At 69.0% G+C, this 23,254-nt stretch carries 23 protein-coding genes; 8 read left to right on the top strand and 15 right to left on the bottom strand.

All coding sequences use genetic code 11. The annotated features are described in order from the left end of the window. Positions 1 to 42 precede the first annotated feature (42 nt). Positions 43 to 849: an ABC transporter permease gene (locus ABD104_RS02195; protein ID WP_087840153.1), complete on the bottom strand. Its 807-nt coding sequence runs from the start codon at positions 847 to 849 to the stop codon at positions 43 to 45. After that, complete coding sequence (locus ABD104_RS02190; protein ID WP_207958564.1) at positions 846 to 1,460, bottom strand: ABC transporter ATP-binding protein; 615 nt, start codon at positions 1,458 to 1,460, stop codon at positions 846 to 848. The genes ABD104_RS02195 and ABD104_RS02190 overlap by 4 nt, the downstream gene beginning before the upstream one ends. A gap of 159 nt (positions 1,461 to 1,619) precedes the next feature. Between ABD104_RS02190 and ABD104_RS02185 the strand changes: the two genes are divergently transcribed. Beyond that, positions 1,620 to 2,585, top strand: coding sequence for a Bug family tripartite tricarboxylate transporter substrate binding protein (locus tag ABD104_RS02185; RefSeq protein ID WP_087840151.1), 966 nt, complete (start codon positions 1,620 to 1,622; stop codon positions 2,583 to 2,585). Between the two features lie 88 nt (positions 2,586 to 2,673). Here ABD104_RS02185 and ABD104_RS02180 read toward each other — a convergent pair whose 3' ends face one another. The 6 genes from ABD104_RS02180 to ABD104_RS02155 are packed head-to-tail and all read right to left on the bottom strand — an operon-like array spanning position 2,674 to position 7,601. Continuing rightward, a complete protein-coding gene (locus tag ABD104_RS02180) occupies positions 2,674 to 3,666 on the bottom strand; it encodes a tripartite tricarboxylate transporter substrate binding protein (RefSeq protein WP_087840150.1) in 993 nt (330 codons plus the stop codon). 38 nt (positions 3,667 to 3,704) lie between these two features. Then, positions 3,705 to 4,067: a cupin domain-containing protein gene (locus ABD104_RS02175; protein WP_087840149.1), complete on the bottom strand. Its 363-nt coding sequence runs from the start codon at positions 4,065 to 4,067 to the stop codon at positions 3,705 to 3,707. Beyond that, positions 4,064 to 5,086, bottom strand: a complete 1,023-nt coding sequence (locus ABD104_RS02170; RefSeq protein WP_343927062.1) for a quinone oxidoreductase family protein — start codon at positions 5,084 to 5,086, stop codon at positions 4,064 to 4,066. The genes ABD104_RS02175 and ABD104_RS02170 overlap by 4 nt, the downstream gene beginning before the upstream one ends. Positions 5,087 to 5,103: 17 nt before the next feature. Beyond that, the gene (locus ABD104_RS02165; protein ID WP_087840148.1) at positions 5,104 to 5,985 is read right to left on the bottom strand and encodes a beta-keto acid cleavage family enzyme; all 882 of its coding nucleotides are present in this window, start codon (positions 5,983 to 5,985) and stop codon (positions 5,104 to 5,106) included. Continuing rightward, positions 5,982 to 6,749 carry an SDR family NAD(P)-dependent oxidoreductase gene (locus tag ABD104_RS02160; RefSeq protein ID WP_087840147.1) on the bottom strand — a complete coding sequence of 256 codons (768 nt, stop codon included), beginning with the start codon at positions 6,747 to 6,749 and terminating at the stop codon, positions 5,982 to 5,984. Before ABD104_RS02160 ends, ABD104_RS02165 begins: the two co-directional genes overlap by 4 nt. 30 nt (positions 6,750 to 6,779) lie before the next feature. Further along, entirely contained in the window at positions 6,780 to 7,601 is an 822-nt protein-coding gene (locus ABD104_RS02155; protein WP_243724345.1) for a dioxygenase family protein, read from the bottom strand. Between the two features lie 157 nt (positions 7,602 to 7,758). Between ABD104_RS02155 and ABD104_RS02150 the strand changes: the two genes are divergently transcribed. The 3 genes from ABD104_RS02150 (at position 7,759) to ABD104_RS02140 (ending at position 11,095) form a co-directional block, all read left to right on the top strand. Further along, entirely contained in the window at positions 7,759 to 8,775 is a 1,017-nt protein-coding gene (locus tag ABD104_RS02150) for a substrate-binding domain-containing protein (protein WP_132978851.1), read from the top strand. Positions 8,776 to 8,822: 47 nt separating this feature from the next. Further along, positions 8,823 to 9,683 carry an archaetidylserine decarboxylase gene (gene asd, locus ABD104_RS02145; RefSeq protein ID WP_279814891.1) on the top strand — a complete coding sequence of 287 codons (861 nt, stop codon included), beginning with the start codon at positions 8,823 to 8,825 and terminating at the stop codon, positions 9,681 to 9,683. 152 nt (positions 9,684 to 9,835) lie between these two features. Then, entirely contained in the window at positions 9,836 to 11,095 is a 1,260-nt protein-coding gene (locus ABD104_RS02140; protein WP_132978849.1) for a pyridoxal-phosphate-dependent aminotransferase family protein, read from the top strand. A gap of 200 nt (positions 11,096 to 11,295) precedes the next feature. Here ABD104_RS02140 and ABD104_RS02135 read toward each other — a convergent pair whose 3' ends face one another. The 7 genes from ABD104_RS02135 to ABD104_RS02105 form a co-directional block, all read right to left on the bottom strand. Next, positions 11,296 to 11,568, bottom strand: a complete 273-nt coding sequence (locus ABD104_RS02135) for a PsiF family protein (protein ID WP_087840143.1) — start codon at positions 11,566 to 11,568, stop codon at positions 11,296 to 11,298. Between the two features lie 92 nt (positions 11,569 to 11,660). Further along, positions 11,661 to 12,113, bottom strand: coding sequence for an aconitase X swivel domain-containing protein (locus ABD104_RS02130; protein ID WP_087840142.1), 453 nt, complete (start codon positions 12,111 to 12,113; stop codon positions 11,661 to 11,663). Next, on the bottom strand, positions 12,110 to 13,393 hold the full coding sequence (locus tag ABD104_RS02125) for an aconitase X (protein WP_279814885.1): 1,284 nt from the start codon (positions 13,391 to 13,393) through the stop codon (positions 12,110 to 12,112). The genes ABD104_RS02130 and ABD104_RS02125 overlap by 4 nt, the downstream gene beginning before the upstream one ends. Before the next feature lie 43 nt (positions 13,394 to 13,436). Then, the gene (locus tag ABD104_RS02120; protein ID WP_087840140.1) at positions 13,437 to 14,300 is read right to left on the bottom strand and encodes an IclR family transcriptional regulator; all 864 of its coding nucleotides are present in this window, start codon (positions 14,298 to 14,300) and stop codon (positions 13,437 to 13,439) included. Positions 14,301 to 14,376: 76 nt separating this feature from the next. Continuing rightward, positions 14,377 to 15,348 carry a tripartite tricarboxylate transporter substrate binding protein gene (locus tag ABD104_RS02115; RefSeq protein ID WP_343927061.1) on the bottom strand — a complete coding sequence of 324 codons (972 nt, stop codon included), beginning with the start codon at positions 15,346 to 15,348 and terminating at the stop codon, positions 14,377 to 14,379. 49 nt (positions 15,349 to 15,397) lie between these two features. Further along, a complete protein-coding gene (locus ABD104_RS02110) occupies positions 15,398 to 16,666 on the bottom strand; it encodes an FAD-dependent oxidoreductase (protein ID WP_279814880.1) in 1,269 nt (422 codons plus the stop codon). A 29-nt stretch (positions 16,667 to 16,695) separates the two neighbouring features. Then, positions 16,696 to 17,709 carry a Bug family tripartite tricarboxylate transporter substrate binding protein gene (locus ABD104_RS02105; protein ID WP_165962991.1) on the bottom strand — a complete coding sequence of 338 codons (1,014 nt, stop codon included), beginning with the start codon at positions 17,707 to 17,709 and terminating at the stop codon, positions 16,696 to 16,698. 200 nt (positions 17,710 to 17,909) lie between these two features. Here ABD104_RS02105 and ilvD point away from each other — a divergent pair, with 200 nt between their 5' ends. The 4 genes from ilvD (at position 17,910) to ABD104_RS02085 (ending at position 23,243) form a co-directional block, all read left to right on the top strand. Then, positions 17,910 to 19,634 (top strand): dihydroxy-acid dehydratase, encoded by a 1,725-nt coding sequence (ilvD, locus tag ABD104_RS02100; protein ID WP_343927060.1) that lies wholly within the window; start codon positions 17,910 to 17,912, stop codon positions 19,632 to 19,634. A gap of 221 nt (positions 19,635 to 19,855) precedes the next feature. Beyond that, positions 19,856 to 20,617, top strand: a complete 762-nt coding sequence (locus tag ABD104_RS02095; RefSeq protein WP_087840135.1) for a crotonase/enoyl-CoA hydratase family protein — start codon at positions 19,856 to 19,858, stop codon at positions 20,615 to 20,617. Then, positions 20,614 to 22,485 (top strand): feruloyl-CoA synthase, encoded by a 1,872-nt coding sequence (locus ABD104_RS02090; RefSeq protein WP_343927059.1) that lies wholly within the window; start codon positions 20,614 to 20,616, stop codon positions 22,483 to 22,485. The genes ABD104_RS02095 and ABD104_RS02090 overlap by 4 nt, the downstream gene beginning before the upstream one ends. Beyond that, the gene (locus tag ABD104_RS02085) at positions 22,482 to 23,243 is read left to right on the top strand and encodes an SDR family NAD(P)-dependent oxidoreductase (protein ID WP_087840133.1); all 762 of its coding nucleotides are present in this window, start codon (positions 22,482 to 22,484) and stop codon (positions 23,241 to 23,243) included. The genes ABD104_RS02090 and ABD104_RS02085 overlap by 4 nt, the downstream gene beginning before the upstream one ends. Positions 23,244 to 23,254: the final 11 nt, after the last annotated feature.

The raw sequence follows: 23,254 nt of genomic DNA, 5'->3' as shown, positions 1-23,254 counted from the left end.
GCAGCGGCCGGTTGCAACGGCATCGGCCGCGCGGCCGCAGCGTCAGCCGCCGTGCCGCGAGACCAGCCGCTCCAGCCTCAGGCGGTCGCGTGCGTCGGTCAGCCGCCACACCGCCAGGTAGACCGAACCGGCCGACGCCGCGAAGCCGCCGCCGGCCAGCAGGAACATCAGCAGGATCTGGTACTTGGCCGATTCGATGGGGTCCATGCCGGCCAGGATCTGGCCGGTCATGATGCCGGGCATGGTGATGACGCCCGCCGCCGCCATCTGGTTCATCACCGGCAGCACCCCCGCCCGCACCGCGCCCCGGATGATGTTCCGGAACGCGGTGTAGCGGTCGGCGCCCAGGGCCAGCCGGGCCTCGATGGCCGCGCGTTCGCGCGAGACCGAGGTGAACACGCCGTTCAAGGCCAGGCTGGCGCTGTTCATGGCCGTGCCCAGGACGATGCCGGCCAGCGGGATTGCGTGGCGCGGGTCGTACCAGGGGTCGGGACGCAGCGCCGTCGCCAGCGCCAGCAGCGCGATGCCCAGCGTGGCGACGCCCACCGGCACGCCGCCCACCCCATAGCGCCATGCTCCCTGGAAGCGCCGCTCCTGCCTGGAGCCGACTTCGTGGCAGGCCGCGGCGATCATCAGCGCAACGACCGCGCCGGTCACCCAGGGCGAGGTCAACGCGAACACCTGCCGCAGGAACAGGCCCACCAGGACCAGTTGCACGACCATGCGTGCCGCCGCCACCAGCAGCGGACGCTGGATCCCCAGCGCCAGCCGCAGCGACAGCGCGGCGCTGGCCAGCACCAGCACGGCCGCCATGGCCAGTTCCATCGGCGTCAGTGAAATGGGGCTCATGGCGTTTCGTCCTCCAATCCGCCGGGGGTCACGCGCAACCGCCGGGTGGCGATGCGCACGGCCTGGGCCGCGTCATGCGTGACCACCAGCAGACCGGTGCCCTGCTCGCGCAGCCGCGCCAACAGGGCCTCGACCCGGGCGGTGGCTTCGGGATCCAGGGCCGAGGTCGGTTCGTCCAGCAACAGGAAACGCGGGTGCTGCGAGATGGCTCGCACCAGCGCGAGCCGCTGGCGCTGTCCGGTCGACAGCGTGGCCACGGGCGCCTCGAACAGTGCATCGGCCAGCCCCAGCTCGGGCAGCAGCGCCCGCGCCCGCTCCGGATACGCCATGTGATCGGCCACGATGTCCGCCCACCATCCGGCGTCGGCGGCGACATAGGTAACCTGGCGCCTGAAGGCCGGGGCCGGCATGCGGTCGCGGTCCACGCCGTCCAGCTCGACGCGGCCCCGGGCCGGTTCAAGGTCGGCGATCATGCGCAACAGCAGGCTCTTGCCCACGCCGGACGGGCCGGACAAGGCCACGCACTCCCCGCCTTCGATACCCAGGTCGAAAGGGCCGGCGAGACGGCCGTGCAGGCCATTCACGATCAGGGAGGAACAGGTGTCGGTCAAGGTCGTATTCGCCAGGGGGCGGATGCTCGGACGGAGCGACAGTCTAGCGCGAAGCCCGCGTGGCACGGGGCTTTCCGGCTCATGCACGTATAATGGATAGTTGCTCGCGGCAACGATAAGACCACAAAGCCCATTTACCATTTCAAGGTTGTTTCATCTATGTATCGCGCACTCGCCGCCGCCCTCGTGCTGGGCACCCTGGCCGTCGCTCCCGCTCATGCCGGACCCTACCCCGACCGCCCCGTCCGCATCATCAATCCGTTCCCTCCCGGCACGAACACCGACACGGTCGCGCGCCTGCTCGCCCAGAAGCTGCAACAGAACTGGGGCCAGGCCACCATCGTCGAGAACAAGACCGGCGCGGGCGGCGCGATCGGCGCGAACTTCGTCGCCAAATCGCCGGCCGACGGCTACACCCTGCTGCTGACGTCCTCGTCCACGCACCTGGTCGCCCCCGTGCTGCGCAAGGACGTGCCCTACGACGCGAACAAGGACTTCACGCCCATCATGACGGTGACCGTGTCGCCGCACGTGGTGGTCGCCACCCGTTCGCTGCCGGTCAAGGACTTCAAGGACTTCGTGGCCTACGTGAAGTCGCACCCGGGCACCACCTTCGCGTCCTCGGGCAACGGCACCGGCTACCACCTGGCGGGTGAACTGTTCGCCCACGGCGTCGGCGCCAACATGCTGCACATTCCCTATCGCGGCGCGGCTCCGGCCATGAACGACCTGATGGGCGGACAGGTCCAGTCCATGTTCGACTCCCCGGGCAGCGTCGCGCCCAACGCCAAGAGCGGCCGCGTCCACGCGCTGGCCGTCATGGGACCCAAGCGCTGGCCGACCCTGCCGGACGTCCCCACCACGGTGGAGCTGGGCTATCCCCAGCTGCAGTTCTCCACCTGGCTGGGCCTGTACGCGCCGGCGAACACCCCGCCCGACGTGATCGCCAAGATCACCAACATCCTGACCACCGAACTGTCCAAGCCCGGCATGAGCGAACAGTTCGACCAGATGGGCTCGCAGTTGAACATGATCGTCGGCAAGGACTTCGCCAAGTTCATGCTGGACGGCCAGGCTTCGCTGAAGAAATTGGCCGAAGAGGCCAAGCTGCCGATGCTGGACTGATCGCGTCCCCCCGAAACGGGAACGGCCTCGCTTTCGAAAGAAGCGAGGCCGTTTTTCCTTGGGGACGACCGGCGGGAGCGACGCTAGCCTACTCGATCTTGATGCCTGCGGCTTTCACCAGCTGCGACGCGGACTTCGTCTCGTCGGCCAGGTACTTCTCGAAGGCCTTCTGGTCCATGGGCATGGGGGCGGCGCCCAGGTTGGCGAAGCGGGTCTTGATGTCGGGCATCTCCAGCACCTTCAGCACGCCGGCGTGGATCTTGTCGACCACGGGCTGGGGCGTCTTGGCCGGCGCGAACAGGCCCACCCAGAACGTGTAGGCCGCGGCCGGCAGGCCCGAGTCGGTCATGGAGGGCACGTCGGGCAGCGCGGCCGAACGCGCGGCGGTACCGACGGCCAGCGCCTGCAGCTTGCCGTCCTTGATCATGGGCAGGGCCGATACCAGGGGCGCGAAGAACCAGGTCGTACGGCCGGCGATGGTCTCGGTGATGGCCTCGGGCGTCCCGCGGAACGGCACGTGCACGGCATCGATGCCGGCGGCCACCCGGAACTGTTCCGCGTTCATGTGCGTGGCCGAGCCGTTGCCGGCGGAGGCATAGAACAGCTTGCCGGGATCGGCCTTGGCCTTGGCGACCAGGTCGCCCAGGTTCTTGTACCCTGCCGAGGGCGAGACCACCAGCACGTTGGGCAGGCTGGCCAGCGGCGTGATGCCCTCGAAGTCCTTGAGCGTGTCGTACGGCAGGTTCGGGTAAATGGACGGATTGACGAGGTGGCCCGAACTGTGGATCAGCAGCGTGTAGCCATCGGCGGGCGCCTTGGCCACCTGCGCGGCGCCCAGCGTGCCGCCCGCGCCCGGCTTGTTCTCGACCACGATCTGTGCGCCCAGGATGGGGCCCAGCTTGTCGGCGATCGAACGCGCCACCACGTCGGTGCCGCTGCCGGCGGTGAACGGGACGATGAAGCGGATGGGGCCGCCTTGCGGCCAGTTGCCCTGGGCCTGAGCGCTCGCGCCCGCGGCTAGCATGGTCGCGGCCGCGAGGACGCGCAGCGAGGTCCGGCGAGCGTGGGAATGTCGTTGCATGGTGTGTCTCCTCTGGTTTATCGAATGGAACGGCGGCCCTAGCCCGGGACGGGCGGGCTGAATGGCATGGCCAGCAGCACCGATGCCGTCCGGCCGCTGCGGTTGATCAACTGGCGTTTCTCGCCGGGCGCCAGGCGGCATGAATCCAGGCGCGCCAGCGTGGCTTCCTGCCGCACCCCGTCCAGCTCGCTCACGACGGTCAGCTCGCCTTCCAGGACCACGTAGTGCTTCTCCATGGGCGAGCCATCCAGCGAGGTGTGGCCGCCGGGTTCCAGCGTCGAGACGCCCAGCCACAGCTGTTCGGCCGGGCCGGCTTCCCTGCCTTGCAGGCGCACGCAGCGCATGTCGAAGTGGTTGGGAGCCTCGTAGACGGGAGCCTCGGGATAGCGGGTGACGTTCATGCCCGGCCTTCCCACGGCCGCAGCACGATGCGCTGGTCCGATCCGCCGATTACCGTGCGGTAGGCATCGAGCGCGTCGGTCAGTGCATAGACGGCATCGGCGCCGACGGGGAACGGCCGCAGCGTGCCGGCCTCGAACCCCGGCCGCAGCGCCCGCAGGTGCGCGGCCGCCTCGGTGCAGTCCATGGCCAGCGAATCCACGCCCACGTAGGTGTGCATGGCGCGGTAGAACGTGAAGATGTCGAACGGCACCGGGCGCTCGACCGTGGAGATGAAGATCTGCGTGGCGCGCTTGGCCATGGCCTGGTTGGCGGCCTGGAAGTACGGGCTGCCCACGGTGTTGTAGACCAGGTCCACGCCGCGGCCGTCGGTGAGCTCGCGCAGCCGCGCGGCCACGTCTTCCCGGCTGGCGTCCACGACCTCGACCGGCGCGCAGGCGAAGCCGGCGTAGGGTCCCGGCCGGCGCTGGACCGCGATGACGCGGGCTCCCGCCTGCGCCGCGAGCTGGACGGCGGCCTGCCCCACCTTGCCGTTGGCCCCCATGACGGCGACCACCTGGCCCGGCAGCGGCATGCCGCTGCGTTGGAAACCTTCGTAGGCCGTCACGAACGGCACGCCTATCGAGCCGGCGGCATCGAAGTCCAGGCCCGCGGGCATTTCCTCCAGCGCGGCCAGCGGCAGCGTGAGCCAGGCGGCATGGGAGCCGTCCCGCGTGATGCCCAGGTCGCCGCCCGAGCCCCAGACGCGGCGGCCTATCCATTCGGTGGGGCCGGCCACCACCGTGCCGGCGAAGTCGCGCCCGGGCGTGCGCGGCCAGACGGCCTGCGGCATCAGGCCCAGCGCCGCCTTCACGTCGCTGGGATTGACGGCCGCGCTGGCCACCTTGACGACGGCGTGGCCCGGATCCGGCCGGGGCATGGCCAGGGTTTCGATGGCCGGGGCCAGGTGGGCGGCGGACTCGGCCTTGGCCTGTACGCGCACGGCCGGCCCGTGTTGGGTTTCTTGCATGACGGTGGACATGATCGGTAGCGGTTCCTTCAATTCCTGATGGGCAGGCCCAGCATGTCGCGCGCCTCGCCGGCGCTCGCCACGCTTCCTCCCAGGTCCTGCACGATGCGCGCGGCACGCTCCACCAGCGCCGCGTTGCTGGGCGCCAGGACGCCCCGGGACAGGTAGATGTTGTCTTCCAGGCCTACGCGGACGTGGCCGCCCGACACGAAAGCGGCCGCCAGCATGGGGAACTCGTGGCGGCCCACCCCGAAGGCGGACCAGAAGGCGCCCGCCGGCAGCAGGCCGCGCGCATACAGCAGCGTCTCGGGCGTGGCCTCGAATCCGTACTTGACGCCGGTGACGAAGGTCCACATGCCCGGCCCGTCCAGCGTGCCGTCGGCGATCAGGTCGCGCGCGAGGTGGATGTCGCCGCTGTCGAAGATCTCCAGTTCCGGCTTGACGCCCGCCTCGCGGATGACGCCGGCCATGATGCGCACGTTGCGCGGGGTGTTGATGACCACCTCCGCGCCCGAGTTCATGGTGTTCAGGTCCAGCGAGCAGACGTCGGGCCGCAGCCGCGCGATGTGCTCGACCCTTTTCTCCGGGGGCAGCAGCGTGGTGCCGGGGCCGGCCACGCGGGGCTCGGCCTCGCTCGGCACGTAGCGGCCGCCCGGGCCGGTGGTCAGGTTGATGATGACTTCGCGGTTCTCGGCCCGGATGCGGCGGATGACCTCGTCGTACAGCGCGACGTCTATCGACGGGCGGCCGGTTTGGGGATCGCGCACGTGGATGTGGACCTGCGCCGCGCCGGCGCGGGCCGCCTCGAGCGCCGAATTGGCGATCTGCTCGGGCGTGATGGGCAGGTGCGGCGTCTGCTCCGGCTTGGTCAGGTTGCCGGTGATCGCGCAGGTGATGACGGTCGGGTTCACAGGTGGCGTCCTCCATCGACCACGATGCGGGTGCCGGTGGCAAAACGCAGCGAGGTGGCGCAGGCTTCCACGGCGGCGGCGATGTCGTCGGTGGTGCCGATGCGGCCCAGCGGCGTGGTGGCGGCAGTCTTGGCGTTGAAGTCGGCGCCCCGGCCCGGCACGAAGGTGGAGTCGACCACGCCCGGGCTGACCGACAGCACGCGCACCTGCGGCGCGAGCACGCGGGCCAGGGCCTCGCCCACCACGTCCACGCTGGCCTTGGCCGCAACGTAGGCCAGGTTGCTGCCGACGCCCGTGAAGGCCGCGATCGAGGACAGCGTCACGATCAGGCCATCGCCGCTTTCCTTGAGCAGCGGCGCGAAGGCGCGGATGGTCGAGAAGACGCCCCGGAAGTTGACCTTCAGGATGTCGTCGATCAGTTCGTCGGTCAGGCCCTCCAGGTCGGCCGCGGGCACGGGCTTGGTGTAGCCGGCGCTATTGACCAGGATGTGGCAGGTGCCGAAGTCGGCGCGGACGCGCTCGGCCGCCGCCTTCAGGGCCGGGCTGTCGGTAATGGAGGCCCGGACCTCGGCGTGTCCTTCCCCGGGCAGTTCGCCCACCCGGGAAGCGGCGGCGGGATCGCCGTTATGCAGCAGCACGCAACGCGCCCCGCGGGCCGCCAGGCGCCGCGCGCTGGCATGGCCGATTGCGCCGGTGCCGCCGGCTATCACGGCCACCTTGCCGTCCAGGCGGTCCTGCGGCGCGAATGTGGATGCTTGTGTCATTGGGAGTTCCTTTGGTGATGCGTGGGAAGTTCAGGGAATCGGGGGATGCGGGAAGACCATCTCGCCTTCCAGCAGCGTGAAGCAATGATCGAAGACCGCGACGTCGCCGCCCGGGCGCGATTCCACCCGGTACTGGCCGACCAGCCGGCGCGTCACGCCGAAAGTGGGATCGCTGTGCAGGAACTCCGAGTCGTCGGCGTAGACCTGGGTGATCAGGACCTTGTAGCCGGGCTTGGAGAACATGAAATGCAGGTGTGCCGGCCGGAACTCGTGGCGCGCCTGGGCGCGCAGCAGCACGCCGCCCGGCCCGTCCACCGGCACGGGATAGCCCGCCGGCCGCACCGAACGGAAGCGGAAGCGTCCGTTCTCGTCGGTCGTGAAGCGGCCGCGCAGGTTCATGTCGGGCTGGGTCTCGTCCTGGTTCTCGTACAGCCCGCTGGGCGATGCATGCCAGATGTCCACCGTGACGCCGGCCAGTGGCCGGCCCTCGCGGTCCTGGACCAGCCCGCTGCCCTCGAGCGGGATGCCGGGCGTGCCCGGCGCCGCCAGCGAGGCCCCCGGTTCCAGGCTGGGCGAGTTGGCGCGCCAGAACGGACCGAGCAGCGCGGCGTCCGACTCGCCATGATGGTCGGCGTTGTTCAGCAGCGCCACCAGCGACGACACGCCCAGCAGGTCGGCCACCAGCACCGCCTCGTTCTTGGTGTCGCAGGTGGCCTGCCCGATGGCATTGAGATAGCCCAGCGCATATTCGAACTCGGCCTCGGTCAGCCGCGTTTCCAGTACGAAGGCGTGCAGATGCCGGACCAGGCTGCATAGCAGTTCCTTGACGCGCGGATCGGCGGTATTTGCCATCGATTGCAAAACAATGGGGGTAAGAGACTCTGGCGTGCTGGGCAACATTTGGCATAACCTCATGCTATCGATAGCATTCAGTTTAGCGGGATCGTTCCACTTGTCAACAAGGAGATTTCCCGCCCCCATGCGCCGGCACTTCGCTATCATCTCGCCCATGCCCAAGCGTTCCTCCGCCGCCACCCTTGCCGACATCGCCCTGCACGCCCAGGTGCACAAGACCACCGCTTCGCGCGCGCTGGACCCCGAACGACGCCACATGGTCAGCCCCGAAGTGGTCGGCCGCGTCGAGGCCGCCGCCCGCGCCCTGAACTACCGCGTCAACCGCGCGGCGTCGGCGCTGCGCACCGGGCGGTCGGGCACGGTGGGCGTGCTGTTGCCCGACATCACCAATCCCGTGTTCCCGCCCATCCTGCGCGGCATCGAACAGGCGCTGGCGGCCGAGGGCTTCTTCGTGCTGGTGGCCGATACCGGCAACGAACAGGCGCCGGACGAGGCCGCCGACCGCATGCTGGCCCAGCGCGTCGAAGGGCTCATCATCGCGACCTCCAGCCTGCACGACCCGCTGGTCGAGCGCCTGGTGCGCGACCAGGTCAAGGTCGTGCTGGTCAACCGCCGCGACGAAGACGGCAGCCTGCCCGCCGTCGTCAGCGACGACATGCTGGGCATGAAACTGGCCGTCGATCACCTGGTGTCCATCGGCCATCGCCGCATCGCCCACCTGTCCGGGCCGCTGGCGCTGTCCACCGGTTCGCTGCGGCAGGCCGGCTTCATCCAGGCCATGGCCGCGCACGGGCTGGAGCCGGCCGGCTTCGCCCAGTGCGACGCCTATTCCTGCGATGCCGGCGAGGAAGGCACGCGCGCGCTGCTGGGCACCGGGGCCGAGTTCACGGCCATCGTCGCGGCCAACGACCTGATCGCGCTGGGGGCGATCCAGGCATTGCAGCAGCGCGGACGCACGGTGCCGCAGGACGTCTCGGTCGTGGGACATAACGACATGCCCTTGATGGACAGGGTGTCGCCTCCCCTGACCACGGTACGCATCCTGCACTACGAGATGGGGTTCCGGGCGGCCCGCTTGTTGCTGGACAGCCTGCGCGGCGTGCCGGGCACGACGTCCACGGTCGTCCTGCGGCCCGAGCTGGTCGTGCGCGGTTCCTCCGCACCGCTGTAATATCCAGGCGCAAACCCGAAACTGCCTCGCCCGCGCGAGGCCCCGACATGTCCATCAAAGACCAGCTTTTCATCTACGGCCAATATCTCGCGCCCCAGGCGCTCGTCTCCAGCCTGTTCGGACGCCTTGCGCACTGCCGCGTCGCCGGCCTGAAGAATCCCGCCATCGCCCGTTTCATCCGCCAGTACGGTGTGGACATGAGCGAGGCCCTGGAGCCCGACCCCACCGCCTACGAACACTTCAACGCCTTCTTCACCCGCGCGCTCAAGCCCGGCGCGCGTCCGCTGGATCCCGCCCCGGACGCCGTGCTGTGTCCCGCCGACGGCGCCATCAGCCAGCTGGGCCCCATCCGCGCCGGCCGCATCTTCCAGGCCAAGGGGCACGACTTCAGCGCCGACGAGCTGCTGGGCGGCGATGCGCGGCGCGCCGATCCCTACCGGGACGGCGGCTTCGCCACCATCTATCTGTCCCCCCGCGACTATCACCGGGTGCACATGCCGGTGGCCGGCACCTTACGCGAAACGGTCTACATCCCCGGACGCCTGTTCTCGGTCAATCCGCTCACCGCCCGGACCGTGCCGCGCCTGTTCGCGCGCAACGAACGCCTGGCATGCCTGTTCGATACCGAACTCGGCCCCATGGCGGTGGTGCTGGTGGGCGCCATGATCGTGGGCGCCATGGAAACCGTCTGGGGCGGCCAGGTCGACCCGCACGGCTCGCGCATCGTGACCACGCGCTACGACGACGGCGCCGTGCGGCTGGACAAAGGCGCCGAAATGGGCCGCTTCAAGCTCGGCTCGACCGTGGTCCTGCTGTTCGGTGCCGGCCGGGTGAATTGGAACGATGCGCTGGGGCCGCTGGTCGGCGTGCGCATGGGCCAGGCGCTCGGACGCGCAGTGAATCTATAATCGAGATCGTCGAGCATGCTCGACCCCCACGGCGCCCGTCCCCCCTGGCGCCGCGGATCCGGCCCCGCCGGTCCGCCAGCGCCGCCCCTAACGGGCATGCGGCCGACAGACCGCCCGGCTCCGGGCTTTCCACTCACAGCCGCGTATCCAACATGCCAACCCGCCCGCTTCGCGCCGCCGAAGAAACCGCTGACACCGCTTCCTCGACCGACCATCCCCCGCTTGTCTACTCGCAGCCGCCCCGTGTGCGCCTGCTGAGCGAGATCCTGCCCGACGATCCCCTGCTGATGATGGGCGCTGGCCCCGTTCCCATTCCCGACGTGGTGGCCCATGCGAACTCGGTGGTCATCAACCACCTGGGCGCGACCATGTCGACCATCATCTCCCAGGTCAAGCAGATGGCGGGCTATGTGTTCCAGACGAAGTCGGAATGGGTGCTGGGCGTGGCCGGCCCGGGTTCGGCTGCGATGGAGATGGCGATCTGCAACCTGGTGTCGCCCCGCAGCAAGGTGCTGTGCGTGGTCAACGGTTTCTTCAGCGCCCGCATGGCCGAGATGAGCCGGCGCCTGGACGCCGACGTCGTCACGCTGGAAATCGACGGCCACCAGGCCGCGTCGGCCCAGTCGGTGGAGCAGGCGATCGAGCAGCACCGCCCCGACGTCCTGACTATCGTCCAGGGCGAGACCTCCAACACGGTCTTCAACCGCGAACTGCCCGCCATCGCCAAGGCCGCCAAGAAGCGCGGCTGCCTGGTCGTGGTCGATGCCGTCTGCACGCTCAGCACCATGCCGCTGCAGATGGACGACTGGCAGATCGACGCCGTCATCACCGGTGGCCAGAAGGGCCTGTCGTCGATTCCCGGCGTCTCGCTGATCGCGTTCTCCAACGATGCGTGGGAACACATCAGCCGGCGCAAGACGCCCAATACCCACTGGGTGCTGGACGCCAGGCTGGCCGAGAACTTCTGGCACAAGGGGTCGTACCACTACACCGCCCCGGTGTCCGGGGTGCTGGCGCTGCACGAGGCGCTGCGCCTGGTCTGCGCCGAGACCCTGCCGGTGCGTTTCGCGCGCCATTCGCGTTCGTCCTTCGCCTTGCAGAACGGCATCGAGGCCATGGGCCTGCGCCTGTTCGCGCCACCGGCCTCGCGCCTGAACTCGGTGGTCGGCATCACGGTGCCCGACGGCCTGACCAACACCGGGATCTGCGCGCACATCTCCGAACGCTACCGGGTGGAAATCTCGGGCTCGTTCGGCCTGCCCATCGTGCGCATCGGCCAGATGGGCGAACAGTGCCGGGCCCACAACCTGTTCCGCACGCTGCACGCGCTGGGCTCGACCATGCGCGACCTGGGCGCCAAGGTCGACATGCCCGCCAGCATGGCCACGCTGGAATACAGCCTGCAGGTGTAGCCCCCCCCTACGCGCTTCGCGCGCCCCCCAGGGGGCGATGCGGGTGGACCGGCGGAGCCGGATCCACCGCATCCTGGGTCTAGTGGGGTTGTCTCGGTGCGAAGCACCGCGTTCTTGCTTTGATCCAGGGCGCCGCGGATCCGGCTTTGCCGGTCCGCCAGTGCCGCCCCCTGGGGGGCGCCCGAAGGGCGTAGGGGGGATTAACTACTCAAGCACTGCTTCATGAAGGCCTTGCGGTCGTCGCCTTTCTTGCCGGTGGCTTCCTTGTTGCAGGCGGTCATTTTTTCCTGCTGGGTCATCTTCTTGGCGGACAGGCACTCTTTCATGAAAGCCTTGCGGTCGTCGCCCTTGCGGTCGCCGGCGTCCTTGTTACAGGTGGTCATCTTGTTCTGCTGGGTGTTTTCGGCGGCCAGGGCGGGGCCGGTCAGGGCCATGAACAGGGCGGTCAGGGACACTGCTAGCGTTTTTTTCATCGTGAACTCCGAACCTTGGTTTGCGGGGACTCCGGTCGCCCACGGCTGACTGCCGGGCGGCAGCCCATTATCGTGCTCGACCGGGGAAATGCCTAGCCCCTGGCCCGCTTGGCCACTTCGACCCGGCCCAGGTCCCCGTCCACCCGGACCCAGTCTCCCGTCTCGATCACCGACAAGGGATCGATGTCGAAGTCGGTGACCGACGGCGCGTGCGTGACCACGGCCCCGAGCGCGATCTTGGTCGTCATCTCGTTGAACAGCATGGCCGCGGGCGCCATGCCGGAGATGCGGGCGATGTGGAACTGGCCGGACCAGCCCGAGGACCCCTTCGCGCCGGGAAACACCAGCACCTTGCCGGCGAAGCTCACCCCGCGCAGCTCGTGGCGGGTCTCGATGACGGTGCCGGTACGGGGATCGATGCCGCCCCACCCCGAGATCCGGTCGCGCGTGACCAGCGCCTCGCCCTCGGCCCGTCCGCCCACGATGCCCCGGCCTTGCAGCACGATGACCCGGGAAACGGCTGTGGAACTGTCCTGCGCGCTCATCGCAAACCTCCTTTCCAGCGGCCGGTCACCGCGGCCTCGATGCAGTCGGCGGTGCTGCCGAACCATGCCTGTATGCCCATGATGGCCGGCAGGTAGTGGACCTGCTTGGCCGAATCAACGGCCGCCACCTTGGTTCCCTGGGGAATGACGCGCCCCAGCGCCGAACAGGTGTCCGACATCAGGTAGCCGCCCGCCTCCTCGATGATGCGGGTGTAGCCGTTCTGGTCGGCGATCTGCTTGGTGGCACGGGGCGTGAAGATCCAGAGCTGCGTATTCTCATGCACGCGCTTGCCCTGCAGCAGCCGGCACACTTCCCAGATCTGCTCGATGCTGTAGTGCGGGCAGCCCAGCATGACGAAATCGACGTCGGGGTCGCGCGCCGTGGCGTTGAGGTTCTCGTAGGTCTCGCGCAGCTCCCTGGGCCCGAAGCGGAACACTTCGCGCGGGCGATTGCCACCGAAGGCGGCCTCGACCGTCGGCGCCTCGGGGGTGAAGCCGGGAATGTGGTACATCTCCACGCCGCCCGACGACGCCGCGGCCGCGCCGAAGTGCTTGAGCTTGAGGGTGCTGGGCGCCAGTCCCGCGCCGGTGATGACCGGGACCTTGTCCTGCACCTTGTCTCCCACGTAGTAGCCCAGCATGCCCCAGTCCGACATCGACTCGATGGGCATGTCCAGCTCCACCAGGTGGGTGCCGCGCCGTTCTGACTCGATGTGGTAGCCCCAATAGGGAATGCGGCCCGTCAGCATGGCCGCGCCCGTGCTCTCGCGCCCTTCGGCGTTCGACCGCGCGCCCAGCACGGCGTTGATGTAGATGACGGCCGAAGACTCCATCCATGCGCAGTGCTCGCCCCGGGCCGGCAGGTTGCCGACCTGGTAGGGCGTGCAGGTGTTCAGGAGCTGCACGCCCAGGCCCGCGCTGTAGGCATCGCCCTTGCGGAAGATGCGCACGACCTCTTCGCCCACCCCCTGCTGGGCGGCGTGCTCGGGATCGATGCCCTGTTGCAGGTGGCTGCTGTAGACCTCGACGGGCGGAATGGCCACGACCTCGGCGCTGTCCAGGTTGAACTCGGAGAACACCGCGTCCAGGCCGCCCCGCTCGTCGGCGAACTTGCGCATGAACGGCGTGGTGGCGCCGATGGTACCCGCCACGTTGCGCGTCTCGACCAGGCGCTCGGCCCCCAGCGCGTTGCCGTAGCGCAGCAGCAGGTCCATGGCCTTCTGTTTGGCCGGGCCATGCGCGCCGTCGAGCATGGCTTTCTCGTGATCCGTCAGTCGCATTGCCGCCCTCCTTCCTGGCAGCCGGCCCGCGACGCCGCGCGGGTCAGGAAACCTTGAGCAATTTGTCCGGCAGCGGCACCTTGCCGCCCGTATCGCGCGCGATCGCCTGCGCGGTCTCGATCAGGCGCGGCGCCACCTCGTTGCGCAGGCGCTTCTCGGTGAACGAGAAAGCCGGCCCGCCGCAGTTCAGCGCCATGATCTCGCCGCCCGGCACGACCAGCGGCACCGATACCGAATTGATGTCGCGGTGGAACTCGCCCAGCGACAGGCAATAGCCGTGCATGCGCGCATCCCGCTGCGAGCGCTCGAGCCCCTTCTCCAGCCGCGCCCACTCCGCCTCGCCGCATTCCTTGCGTATGCTTTGCAGCAGGCGATCCTTCTCGTACTGGTCGGTCATTGCGCTCAGGTAGGCGCGCCCCAGTGCCGAACTGGCCACCGAGAAGCGCGACCCCACCCGCAGCCGCGCCAGGAGCAGCGCCGATTGCGGTGAGGCCGTCTCGATCAGCACGATGTGCAGCTCGTCCCGTATCGCCAGATAGACCGAGCCTTCGGTTTCGTTGGCCAGCGCGAGCATGTGCGGGCGCGCGATCGAGCGCGTATCGACCCCGCCCAGGAACGCCTGGGCCAGCGACACCACGCCCGCCGCCAGCGAGAAGCGCTCGGTCTCGGGTTCCTGTTTCATCAGGCCCAGGGAAACCAGCGTGGTGGCCAGCCGCGTGACCGTGGGCTTGGGGATCCCGGTCATCGCGGCCAGTTCGGCATTGCTCAATACGCGCAGGTCCTCGCGAAAGCAGCGCAGCACCGCGATCCCCCGCTCCAGGGCGGACACGGTGCCACTCGGTTCGGCCGCGGCGGACGCCCGCCGGGTCTTGGCGGCGGATGGGGCTCGGGGGGCGTTTCGTGGCATGGCGGGACTCCGGATGCGGCGGAAAAAAAGGATCGCCCATTTTATAGAGAAGCCGGCAGGTTTCCATGGAAGCGCCTCAATCGGCGGTGGCGCCCGAGGCCTTCACTACCGGGGCCCACTTCTCGATCTCGGCCTTGACCAGGGCGTCGAACTCCTCGGGCGTGCTGGGCGCCGAGGTCAGGCCCACTTCGGCCAGGCGAGCCTTGAAATCCGCGCTGCGCAGGATGGTGCCCACGTCGGCGCTGATCTTGTTGATCACCTCGCGCGGCGTTGCCGCCGGCGCCACCAGGCCGAAGATGCTCTGCACGTTGAAGCCCGGAATGGTCTCGGCCACCGTGGGGATGTCGGGCGCGCTGGGATCGCGCGTCTTGCCGGTGACGGCGATGGGCTTGAGCTTGCCCGCCTTGATGTAGGGCATGGACGAGAACAGCGGATCGATCAGCAGCGGCACGCGGCCGGCCATCACCTCCGTGTAGGCGGGGCCGCTGCCCTTGTACGGAATGTGCAGCATGTCCACCCCGGTCATGCTCTTGAGCAGTTCGCCGGTCAGGTGCATGGAGCTGCCGCTGCCCGGCGAGGCGTAGCTCATCTTGCCCGGATCCTTCCTGGCCATCGCGATCACGCCGGCCAGGTCGTTGGCCGGCAGCGACGGCGTCGCGGTGATGACGATCTGCGAGGTCACCAGCATCGAGACGCCCGCCAGGTCCTTGACCGTGTCGAACGGCATGGTCTTGCGCAACGTCGGGTTGATGACGTGCGAGGTCACGACGATGCCCAGCGTGTAGCCGTCGGGCGCGGACTTGGCGACGTGATCCGTGCCGACCACCGTGTTGGCGCCCGGCTTGTACATCACCACCACCGGCTGGCCCCAGGTCTTCTGCAGGCGCTCGGACAGGAGGCGGCTCAGGATGTCGATGGCGCCGCCCGGGGCATTGGGCACGATCAGCGTGACCGGCCTGGACGGATAGGCGGGGCCGGCGGCCGCGACGGCATGGGTGGCGGTCGCGCCGCAGGCCGCGCCCAGCAGGGACGCGAACAGGATTTTCATGGAGTCTCCTTGAGGAATGGCGCGGGAACCTCTGCGTTCCCGCTTATGTTCAGATGTTGTTGCGGATGCGTTCCTGCAGGGCGGACACGTCCACGTCCCGCACCTTGCCGCCCAGGGTCAGGTCCAGGGCGTGGGCAGCCGCCGCTCCCATGGCGATGCACGGCCCCATGACGCGCACGCTGGACAGCGCCGCCGCGTCGGCGTCGATGCAGCGCCCGGCGGCCACGAGATTGTCGCTGCCGGCCGGGATCAGGCTGCGCAGCGGCACCGTGTGGACGTGGTCCTCGCCGAAGGGCTCCCACACGTAGCCCTCGGGCTGGTCGTGCAGTTCCACCGGCCACGAAGTCCGCGCGACGGCATCCGGGAAACGCGTGGCCGCGCGCACCTCCTCCGTCGTCAACTGATGCAGGCCGGCGATCCAGCGTGTCTGCCGGATGCCCGGCAAGGCATAGGCGCGGATGCGGGCGGCGCCGAAGGCTTGCGGATACTCCGCCTTCAGGAATTCGATGACGCGGTCCACCTGCTCGCGGCCGGCCAGGGCCGTGGCCGAGGCGGCCAGCGGATCGAGCGGTGTCTCCATGTGGGTCATGTTCATCGCCGCCACGCCTCGCCCGGGGAATCGGAAGAAGAGCCCGTCGTCGCGCGAGATGCCGTACTGCGCGGCCTTTTCCTTGATGCGCGCCGTAAAGGCCTCGCGCGTGGGCAGGTGGGCTTCGTCCAGGTGCTCGAGCACGAACATCTGGGTGCCGAAGATCGGCACGTCGGGCTCGCGGCAATCCAGGCCCGCCAGCCACGCCAGCGCCGCGTCGCCGCTGGCGTCCACATAGCCGCGCGCGTCCACGTGCACGTCGCCGTAGCGCGTGGCCAGCTCCAGCCGCTGCAGCCGGCCGCCCTCGCGCCGGGCCTCGCGCAACACCGCGCCCAGCACCACCGTGATGCCGGCGTCGCGGATCTTCTGTTCGATCCAGCGGCCCAGCGCCACCTCGTCGTAGTACACCACCGTCGTCAGCGGACCGACGTTATGGTGCAGCGCGCCAGCCTTGCCCAGGTCCTCCAGGATGCCGTCGGCGATGCCGTGGGTGAGCTGGATGCGGTTCGGGCCGTTCGAGAACAGCCCGCAGAACGTGCCGATGATGGAGCCCACCGCCTGGCCGCCCAGCATGGGCAGGCTGTCGACAAGCACGACCCGGCGGCCCAGCGCGGCCGCCTCGAGCGCGGCCGAGACCCCCGAGATGCCGGCGCCGACCACGCACAGGTCGGCATCGACATGCCAGGGCCGGTTTTCCGTTCGCCGGACGGTTCGTACTTGATTTGCCATGCGGATTCTCCTTGATGCGGCAATGATGTTCAGGTCTTCAGGCCCAGGCGTGCGACCATGGCCTTCTCGCGCTCGTAGGAAGCGCGCATCTCCTCGGTGAAGCCGGCCGTGTCCCGGTAACCGGGAATGAGGTCGAACTTGTCGAGGATGTCCTTGTGCGCGGGCTGGTCGATGGCCCGCTTGTAGGCGTCGTGCAGCACGCGCACGACCGCCGGATCCATGTTCTTCGGACCGGCCAGGCCGATCGGCGAGGTGTAGACGATGGGCACGCCCAGCTCCGTGGCCGTCGGCACGTCGGGAAACTTCTCCAGCCGCGATTCGCTGAAGGTCACCAGCAGCCGCATCTTGCCGGCCTGTACCTGGGGCGACCAACTGGCCGAATCGGACATCGCGTCCACGTGTCCGCCCAGCGCCGCCTGGATGACGTCGGCGCTGCCCTTCATCGGAATGACATTGAATTTCACGCCCTTCAGCCGCGCGACCTCCTCCATCAGGAGATGGCCGCCGTTGGCGAAACCCACCGTGCCGTAGCTGATCTCTCCTGGCCGCGCGCGGGCGGCGGCGATCAGGTCGTCGAAGCTGCGCAGCGGGGAATCGGCGCGCACCGCGATGCCGAACGGACTCGTGACCATGCAGATGATCCAGGTCAGGTCGCGCAGCGCGTCGTAGCGCACCTTCTGCAGGTGCGGCATGCGAACCTGGATCTGCAGGGCCTGCGTCAGCAGATAGCCGTCGCCGCGGTCCTGGCGCGCCATGGCGTCGGCGCCCAGCAGCAGGTTCGCGCCGGGGCGGTTCTCGATGATGATCGGCTGGTTGTTCAGGAACGGCGCCGCGAGCTTGTCCACGAAGCGCTGGTAGACATCCAGCAGCCCGCCCGCGCTGGCCGGCACGATGATGGTGATGGGCCGGCTGGGAAAGCCCTGGCCGGCCGTGGCCAGGCGCGGCAGGGCCGCCGCGGGCATGCTGGCGGCAAGGCCGCGCAGCAATTGCCGGCGGCCGGACGACATGCGGGGACCGGCCGGGCTTCGCGGGTACGTGCTCATCTTGTCTCCTGTTCCGGCATCCATGCCGTGTCGAATTCGGTCCAGTGCGGATCCGCGGCAGATTCTCCGACAGTCGCCCGCCATGCGTCAATATTTTTCGAAATGACGTTTCATTTTAATTTTAACCACGGATCGGCGTTGCTCGAAAGACATGCCTGATGATAAATTGAAATAACGTTTCAAATTTTCATGGAGACCTCATGTCATCGTCCGACCCAGGCAAGACGGCGCCGCGCCGTGCGCTGCGCAGCAACTTCGAACCCGGCACCTCGCGCTGGGCGGTCAGGCGGGCGCAATGGCGCGCGCTCGGCCTGACCGACGCCGACATGGAGAAACCCAAGATCGCCGTGGTCAACACCTCGTCGGAACTGTCGAGCTGCTTCAGCCACCTGGACGGCGTCGCCGCCGCCATCAAGCAAGCCATACGCGAGGCCGGCGGCCTGCCCTTCGAGGTGCGCACCGCCGCTCCCAGCGACTTCATCACCAGCGCCGGCGCCCGCGGCGGCTATATCCTTCCCAGCCGCGACCTCATCGCCAACGACATCGAAGTGGCGGTGGAAGGCGCGCTGCTGGACGGCATGATCTGCCTGGCCTCGTGCGACAAGACCACGCCCGGCCAGCTCATGGCGGCCGCCCGGCTGGACCTCCCGACGCTGGTCGTGGTGTGCGGCTACCAGCGCAGCGGCCACCACAAGCAGCAACATGTCGACATCGAGGAAGTTTTCCTGGCCGCGGGCCACGTCGCGGCCGGCCGCATGGATCCGGCCGAGCTGGCGGCGATGAGCGAACAGGCGGTGCGTGGCCCGGGAGTCTGTGCCGGCATAGGTACCGCCAATTCCATGCACATGGTGTGCGAGGCATTGGGCATGGCCCTGCCCGGCAGCGCGCCGGTGGCCGCCAACAGCCCGCGCATGATGGCCACCGTCGCGCAGGCCGGCGCCCGCATCGTCCAGATGGTCTGGGAGGACCTGCGACCGCGCGCCATCCTCACCGCCGAGGCCTTTGCCAACGCCGCCCGCCTGGTGCTTGCGCTGGGCGGCTCCATCAATACCATCAAGCATCTGCAGGCCATCGCCAACGAAGCGCAGGCCGGCGTGGATGTCTACGGGCTGTTCGAGCGGCTGGCGGATACCACGCCCCTGATCGCCGCCATCCGCCCCAACGGCGACCACTCCATCGAGGACCTGGAGCGCGCGGGCGGGACGCTGGCCGTGTTCAAGCGCCTGGCCGGCCTCTATCACCCCGAGGCGCTGACCGTGTCCGGGCGGCCGCTGGGCGACGCCGTGGACCAGGCCCAGGTGCGCGACGAAGCCATCCTGCGCCCGGCCGACCAGCCGCTGTCCACCCGCCCCTCCATCGTCATCCTGCGCGGTTCGCTCGCGCCCGACGGCGGCATCGTCAAGCTGGGCCTGGCCACCGGCAAGGCCATGCGCTTCGAGGGAACGGCCCGGGTATTCGAGTCCCAGGAAGATGCCATCGCGGCCCTGCAACGGGGCGAGATCGAGCGCGGCACCGTGGTCGTGATGCGCGGCCTGGGCGTGCGCGGCGGACCGGGCATGGGCATGGCCTCGCGCTTCGTGTTCGTCCTGGACGGTGCGGGCCTGGGCGAACACGTCGCGGTCGTCACGGACGGCCAGTTGTCCGGCCTGGTCAACAAGGGGCTGGTCGTGGGCGAGGTGTCGCCCGAGGCGGCCGCCGGCGGTCCGCTGGGCCTGGTCCAGGATGGCGACCCCATCGCCATCGATATCGATGCGCGCACCGTGGACCTGAAGGTGGCGGAACAGGAACTGGCCCGCCGGCGCGAAGCCTTCGCCCCGCCCGCCCCGGGGCGGGTGCGCGGCTGGCTGTCGGTGTACGAACAGGTCGTGCGCCCCTTGCCCGAGGGCGCGGTCATCGCCCATACCGGAACCGCCGGCCCGCGCTGAGCCCTCGTGGCGTCCGGCCCGACAGACAATTATTCTTCTTAATCATATTGTCATGTACGGGCCGGACTCCACCGTTCCTCCATCTTCTCTCCCAACCTCTGTACGGCTTGAATCCACCTAGGGTAAGCCCCAGCGTTTCGTACGCAAAATTAGTTCATACTAATAACTAATACAGAGAGAAATCCGTGGCACTCGCCGCGGATACCAGTGGAGAAGACAGCTTGTTGTCCGTCGATACCAGCGGGCCGATCGGACGCATTGCGCTCGCTCGCCCCGGCAAGCGCAATGCGCTGAACGATGACCTGATCGCCCAGTTGCACATTGCCTTCATCAACATGCCCGAGCACGTGCGGGTGGTCATCCTCACGGGCGAAGGCGACCATTTCTGTTCCGGACTGGACCTGTCGGAGCTGCGCCAGCGCAGCGTGGCCGACGGCATCGTCCATTCCCGGGGCTGGCATGCCGCGTTCGAGCAGGTCCAGTTCGGCAAGGTCCCCGTCGTGGCGGTACTGCACGGCGCCGTGGTCGGCGGCGGCCTGGAGCTGGCCAGCGCCTGCCACATCCGCATCGCCGAACAGACGGCGTTCTACGGGCTGCCCGAGGGCCAGCGCGGCCTGTTCGTGGGTGGCGGCGGGTCGGCCCGCATCTCCCGCCTGATCGGTGTCGCCCGCATGAGCGACATGATGCTGACGGGCCGCGTCTACGACGCGCAGGAAGGCCTGGCGGCGGGCCTGTCGCAATACCTGGTTCCCGAGGGCGAGGGGCTGCGCAAGGCCGAGGAGCTTGCCGCCCGCATCGCCGCCAATGCCCCGCTCAGCAACTACGCCGTGCTGCAAGCCCTGCCCCGCATCGCCGACCAGTCGCAAAGCGACGGCCTGTTCACCGAATCGCTCATGGCCGCCATCGCGCAGGGCGACATCGATGCCAAGGCCAGGCTGGAGGCTTTCCTGCAAGGGCGGGCCGCCAAGGTGGGCAAGCCATGACGACCTCGCACATCCCGTACCGCCAGGCGTCGCGGGGAGGCTCCCTGTCGGCGCACATAGAACGCGGGGAAGACGGCACGTTGCGCCTGCGTTCGACCGAGCCGCTGCGCCCCTACCCCGGACGCCTGACGGACTGCCTGCTGCACTGGGCGGCCATGTATCCGGACCGCCTGTTCGCCGCCAAGCGCCAGGATGGCGGCCCGTGGGTCGAGATGCGCTACGGCGACGCATTGCACAAGGCGCGCGCCATCGCCCAGGCGCTGATCGACCGCGGCCTGTCGGTCGACCGGCCCATCGTCGTGCTGTCGGACAACGACCTGGAGCACCTGCAGATCGCACTGGGCGCCATGCTGGCGGGCGTGCCCTACGCGCCCATCTCGGCCGCCTATTCGCTGGTGTCGCAGGATTTCGCCAAGCTGGAACACACGCTGCAGGTGCTCACGCCGGGCCTGGTGTTCGTCTCGGATGCCACCGCGTATGCGCGGGCGATCGCCGCCAAGGTACCCGCCGATGTCGAAGTGGTGGCGGTGCGCGGCGAGATCCCGGGCCGCCGGCTCACGCCCTTCGGCGACCTGCTGGCCACGCAGGCCACGGAGGCGGTCGACGCCGCCCATGCGCGCGTGACGCCCGACACCATCGTCAAGTTCCTGTTCACCTCGGGCTCGACCCAGTTGCCCAAGGCCGTCATCAACACCCAGCGCATGCTGTGCGCCAACCAGCAGATGCTGGTCCAATGCCTGCGCTTCCTGGCCGAGGAACCGCCCGTGCTGGTCGACTGGCTGCCGTGGAACCACACCTTCGGCGGCAACCACAACATCGGCATCGCCCTCTACAACGGGGGCACGCTGTACATCGACGAAGGCAAGCCCACGCCCCAGGGCATGGCCGAGACCCTGCGCAACCTGCGCGAGATCTCGCCCACGATCTATTTCAACGTGCCCAAGGGGTTCGAGGAAATCGTCTCCGCCATCGAACGCGACGAAACCCTGGGACGCACCTTCCTGGCCCGGGTCAAGGCCTTCTTCTTCTCCGGAGCCGGCCTGTCGCCCCAGGTCTGGGAACGCCTGGATCTGGCGGCGCAGCGCCTGTGCGGCGAACGCATCCGCATGCTGACCGGCCTGGGCATGACCGAGACCGCGCCGTTCGCATTGTGCGCCAATTCCGACCTGGTCTTCTCGGGCGTCATCGGCCTGCCCGCTCCGGGCCTGGAGGTCAAGCTCGTACCCGTGCAAGGCAAGCTCGAAGTCCGCTACCGCGGCCCCACGGTCACGCCCGGCTACTGGCGCGCCCCGCAGCAGACGGCCGAATCCTTCGACGAGGAAGGCTACTTCCGTTCGGGCGACGCGGCCCGCCCCATCGATTCCGAGCGGCTGGAACTGGGCCTGGCCTTCGATGGCCGCATCTCGGAAGACTTCAAGCTCTCCACCGGCACCTTCGTGTCGACCGGACCGCTGCGGGCACGCATCATCGCCGCCGGCGAGCCCTATGTGCAGGACGTGGTCATCGCCGGCCTCAACCGCAACGACGTCGGCATCCTGATCTTCCCGCGCATGGCCGAGTGCCGCCAGCTCGCGGGCCTCGCGGCCGACGCGCCGGCGGCGCAAGTGCTGGCCGTGCCCGCGGTGCGCGAGATGTTCCAGGAACTGGTGGACCGGCTATGGGCCTCGGGCACCGGCAGCGCGACCCGCGTGGCGCGCGCGCTGGTCCTGGACACGCCGCCGTCCATAGACCTGGGCGAGGCCACCGACAAAGGTTCCATCAACCAGCGCAACGTGCTCAAGCATCGCGCCGATGCGGTCGAGCTGATGTATGCCGGCACCGATCCGCGCGTCATTCTTCCCCACACGCCTTCCGGAAGCGCATCATGAAGATCGAAGGACTGGCCGCACTGGTGACCGGCGGCGCCTCAGGGCTCGGCGCGCAGACCGCGCGCCTGCTGGCGGCACGCGGCGCGCGGGTGGCGGTACTGGACCGTAACGCCGCGCAGGCCCAGGCCGTCGCCGCCGACATGGGAGGACTCGCGCTGCCCTGCGACGTCACCGACGCCGACAGCGTGCAGCAGGCGCTGGACGCGGCGCGCCAGCGGCACGGTCCCGCGCGCGTCCTGGTCAACTGCGCCGGCGTCGGCGGCGCGCACCGGATCACGGGCAGGCAGGGCCCGATGCCGCTGGCCGATTTCAGCCGCATCGTACAGATCAACCTGGTCGGCACCTTCAACGTCATGCGCCTGGCCGCGGCCGAGATGACCGCGCTCGACCCCCTGGACGACGGCGAACGCGGCGTCATGGTCAATACGACGTCGATCGCCGCCTACGACGGCCAGATGGGCCAGACCGCCTACGCCGCCTCGAAGGGCGGCATCGCCGCGCTGACCCTGCCGGCGGCGCGCGACCTGGCCCAGTTCGGTGTGCGCGTCATGGCGATCGCCCCGGGCCTGTTCCGGACGCCGCTGCTGGACGAACTTCCGCCGGAAGTCCAGACCAGCCTGGGCGGCTCGGTCCCCTTCCCCAGGCGGCTGGGCCAGCCCGCGGAGTTCGCCGCCCTGGTGGCGCACATCGTCGAGAACGCCTACCTGAACGGCGAGGTGATCCGCCTGGACGGCGCGCTGCGCATGCCGCCGCGTTGACGTCCGGGTAC

This window comes from Pigmentiphaga daeguensis (genome assembly GCF_039523035.1).
In the GTDB taxonomy this organism is placed as follows: domain Bacteria; phylum Pseudomonadota; class Gammaproteobacteria; order Burkholderiales; family Burkholderiaceae_B; genus Pigmentiphaga; species Pigmentiphaga daeguensis.
This window is presented reverse-complemented; position numbering and strand designations above follow the sequence as displayed.

Bases quoted from the DNA above. Each gene is read 5' to 3' on its own strand.
- ABD104_RS02195 (WP_087840153.1), bottom strand. From the start codon at position 849: ATGAGCCCCATTTCACTGACGCCGATGGAACTGGCCATGGCGGCCGTG.
- ABD104_RS02185 (WP_087840151.1), top strand. From the start codon at position 1,620: ATGTATCGCGCACTCGCCGCCGCCCTCGTGCTGGGCACCCTGGCCGTC.
- ABD104_RS02180 (WP_087840150.1), bottom strand. From the start codon at position 3,666: ATGCAACGACATTCCCACGCTCGCCGGACCTCGCTGCGCGTCCTCGCG.
- ABD104_RS02175 (WP_087840149.1), bottom strand. From the start codon at position 4,067: ATGAACGTCACCCGCTATCCCGAGGCTCCCGTCTACGAGGCTCCCAAC.
- ABD104_RS02170 (WP_343927062.1), bottom strand. From the start codon at position 5,086: ATGTCCACCGTCATGCAAGAAACCCAACACGGGCCGGCCGTGCGCGTA.
- ABD104_RS02160 (WP_087840147.1), bottom strand. From the start codon at position 6,749: ATGACACAAGCATCCACATTCGCGCCGCAGGACCGCCTGGACGGCAAG.
- ABD104_RS02155 (WP_243724345.1), bottom strand. From the start codon at position 7,601: ATGGCAAATACCGCCGATCCGCGCGTCAAGGAACTGCTATGCAGCCTG.
- ABD104_RS02150 (WP_132978851.1), top strand. From the start codon at position 7,759: ATGCCCAAGCGTTCCTCCGCCGCCACCCTTGCCGACATCGCCCTGCAC.
- asd (WP_279814891.1), top strand. From the start codon at position 8,823: ATGTCCATCAAAGACCAGCTTTTCATCTACGGCCAATATCTCGCGCCC.
- ABD104_RS02140 (WP_132978849.1), top strand. From the start codon at position 9,836: ATGCCAACCCGCCCGCTTCGCGCCGCCGAAGAAACCGCTGACACCGCT.
- ABD104_RS02135 (WP_087840143.1), bottom strand. From the start codon at position 11,568: ATGAAAAAAACGCTAGCAGTGTCCCTGACCGCCCTGTTCATGGCCCTG.
- ABD104_RS02130 (WP_087840142.1), bottom strand. From the start codon at position 12,113: ATGAGCGCGCAGGACAGTTCCACAGCCGTTTCCCGGGTCATCGTGCTG.
- ABD104_RS02125 (WP_279814885.1), bottom strand. From the start codon at position 13,393: ATGCGACTGACGGATCACGAGAAAGCCATGCTCGACGGCGCGCATGGC.
- ABD104_RS02120 (WP_087840140.1), bottom strand. From the start codon at position 14,300: ATGCCACGAAACGCCCCCCGAGCCCCATCCGCCGCCAAGACCCGGCGG.
- ABD104_RS02115 (WP_343927061.1), bottom strand. From the start codon at position 15,348: ATGAAAATCCTGTTCGCGTCCCTGCTGGGCGCGGCCTGCGGCGCGACC.
- ABD104_RS02110 (WP_279814880.1), bottom strand. From the start codon at position 16,666: ATGGCAAATCAAGTACGAACCGTCCGGCGAACGGAAAACCGGCCCTGG.
- ABD104_RS02105 (WP_165962991.1), bottom strand. From the start codon at position 17,709: ATGAGCACGTACCCGCGAAGCCCGGCCGGTCCCCGCATGTCGTCCGGC.
- ilvD (WP_343927060.1), top strand. From the start codon at position 17,910: ATGTCATCGTCCGACCCAGGCAAGACGGCGCCGCGCCGTGCGCTGCGC.
- ABD104_RS02090 (WP_343927059.1), top strand. From the start codon at position 20,614: ATGACGACCTCGCACATCCCGTACCGCCAGGCGTCGCGGGGAGGCTCC.
- ABD104_RS02085 (WP_087840133.1), top strand. From the start codon at position 22,482: ATGAAGATCGAAGGACTGGCCGCACTGGTGACCGGCGGCGCCTCAGGG.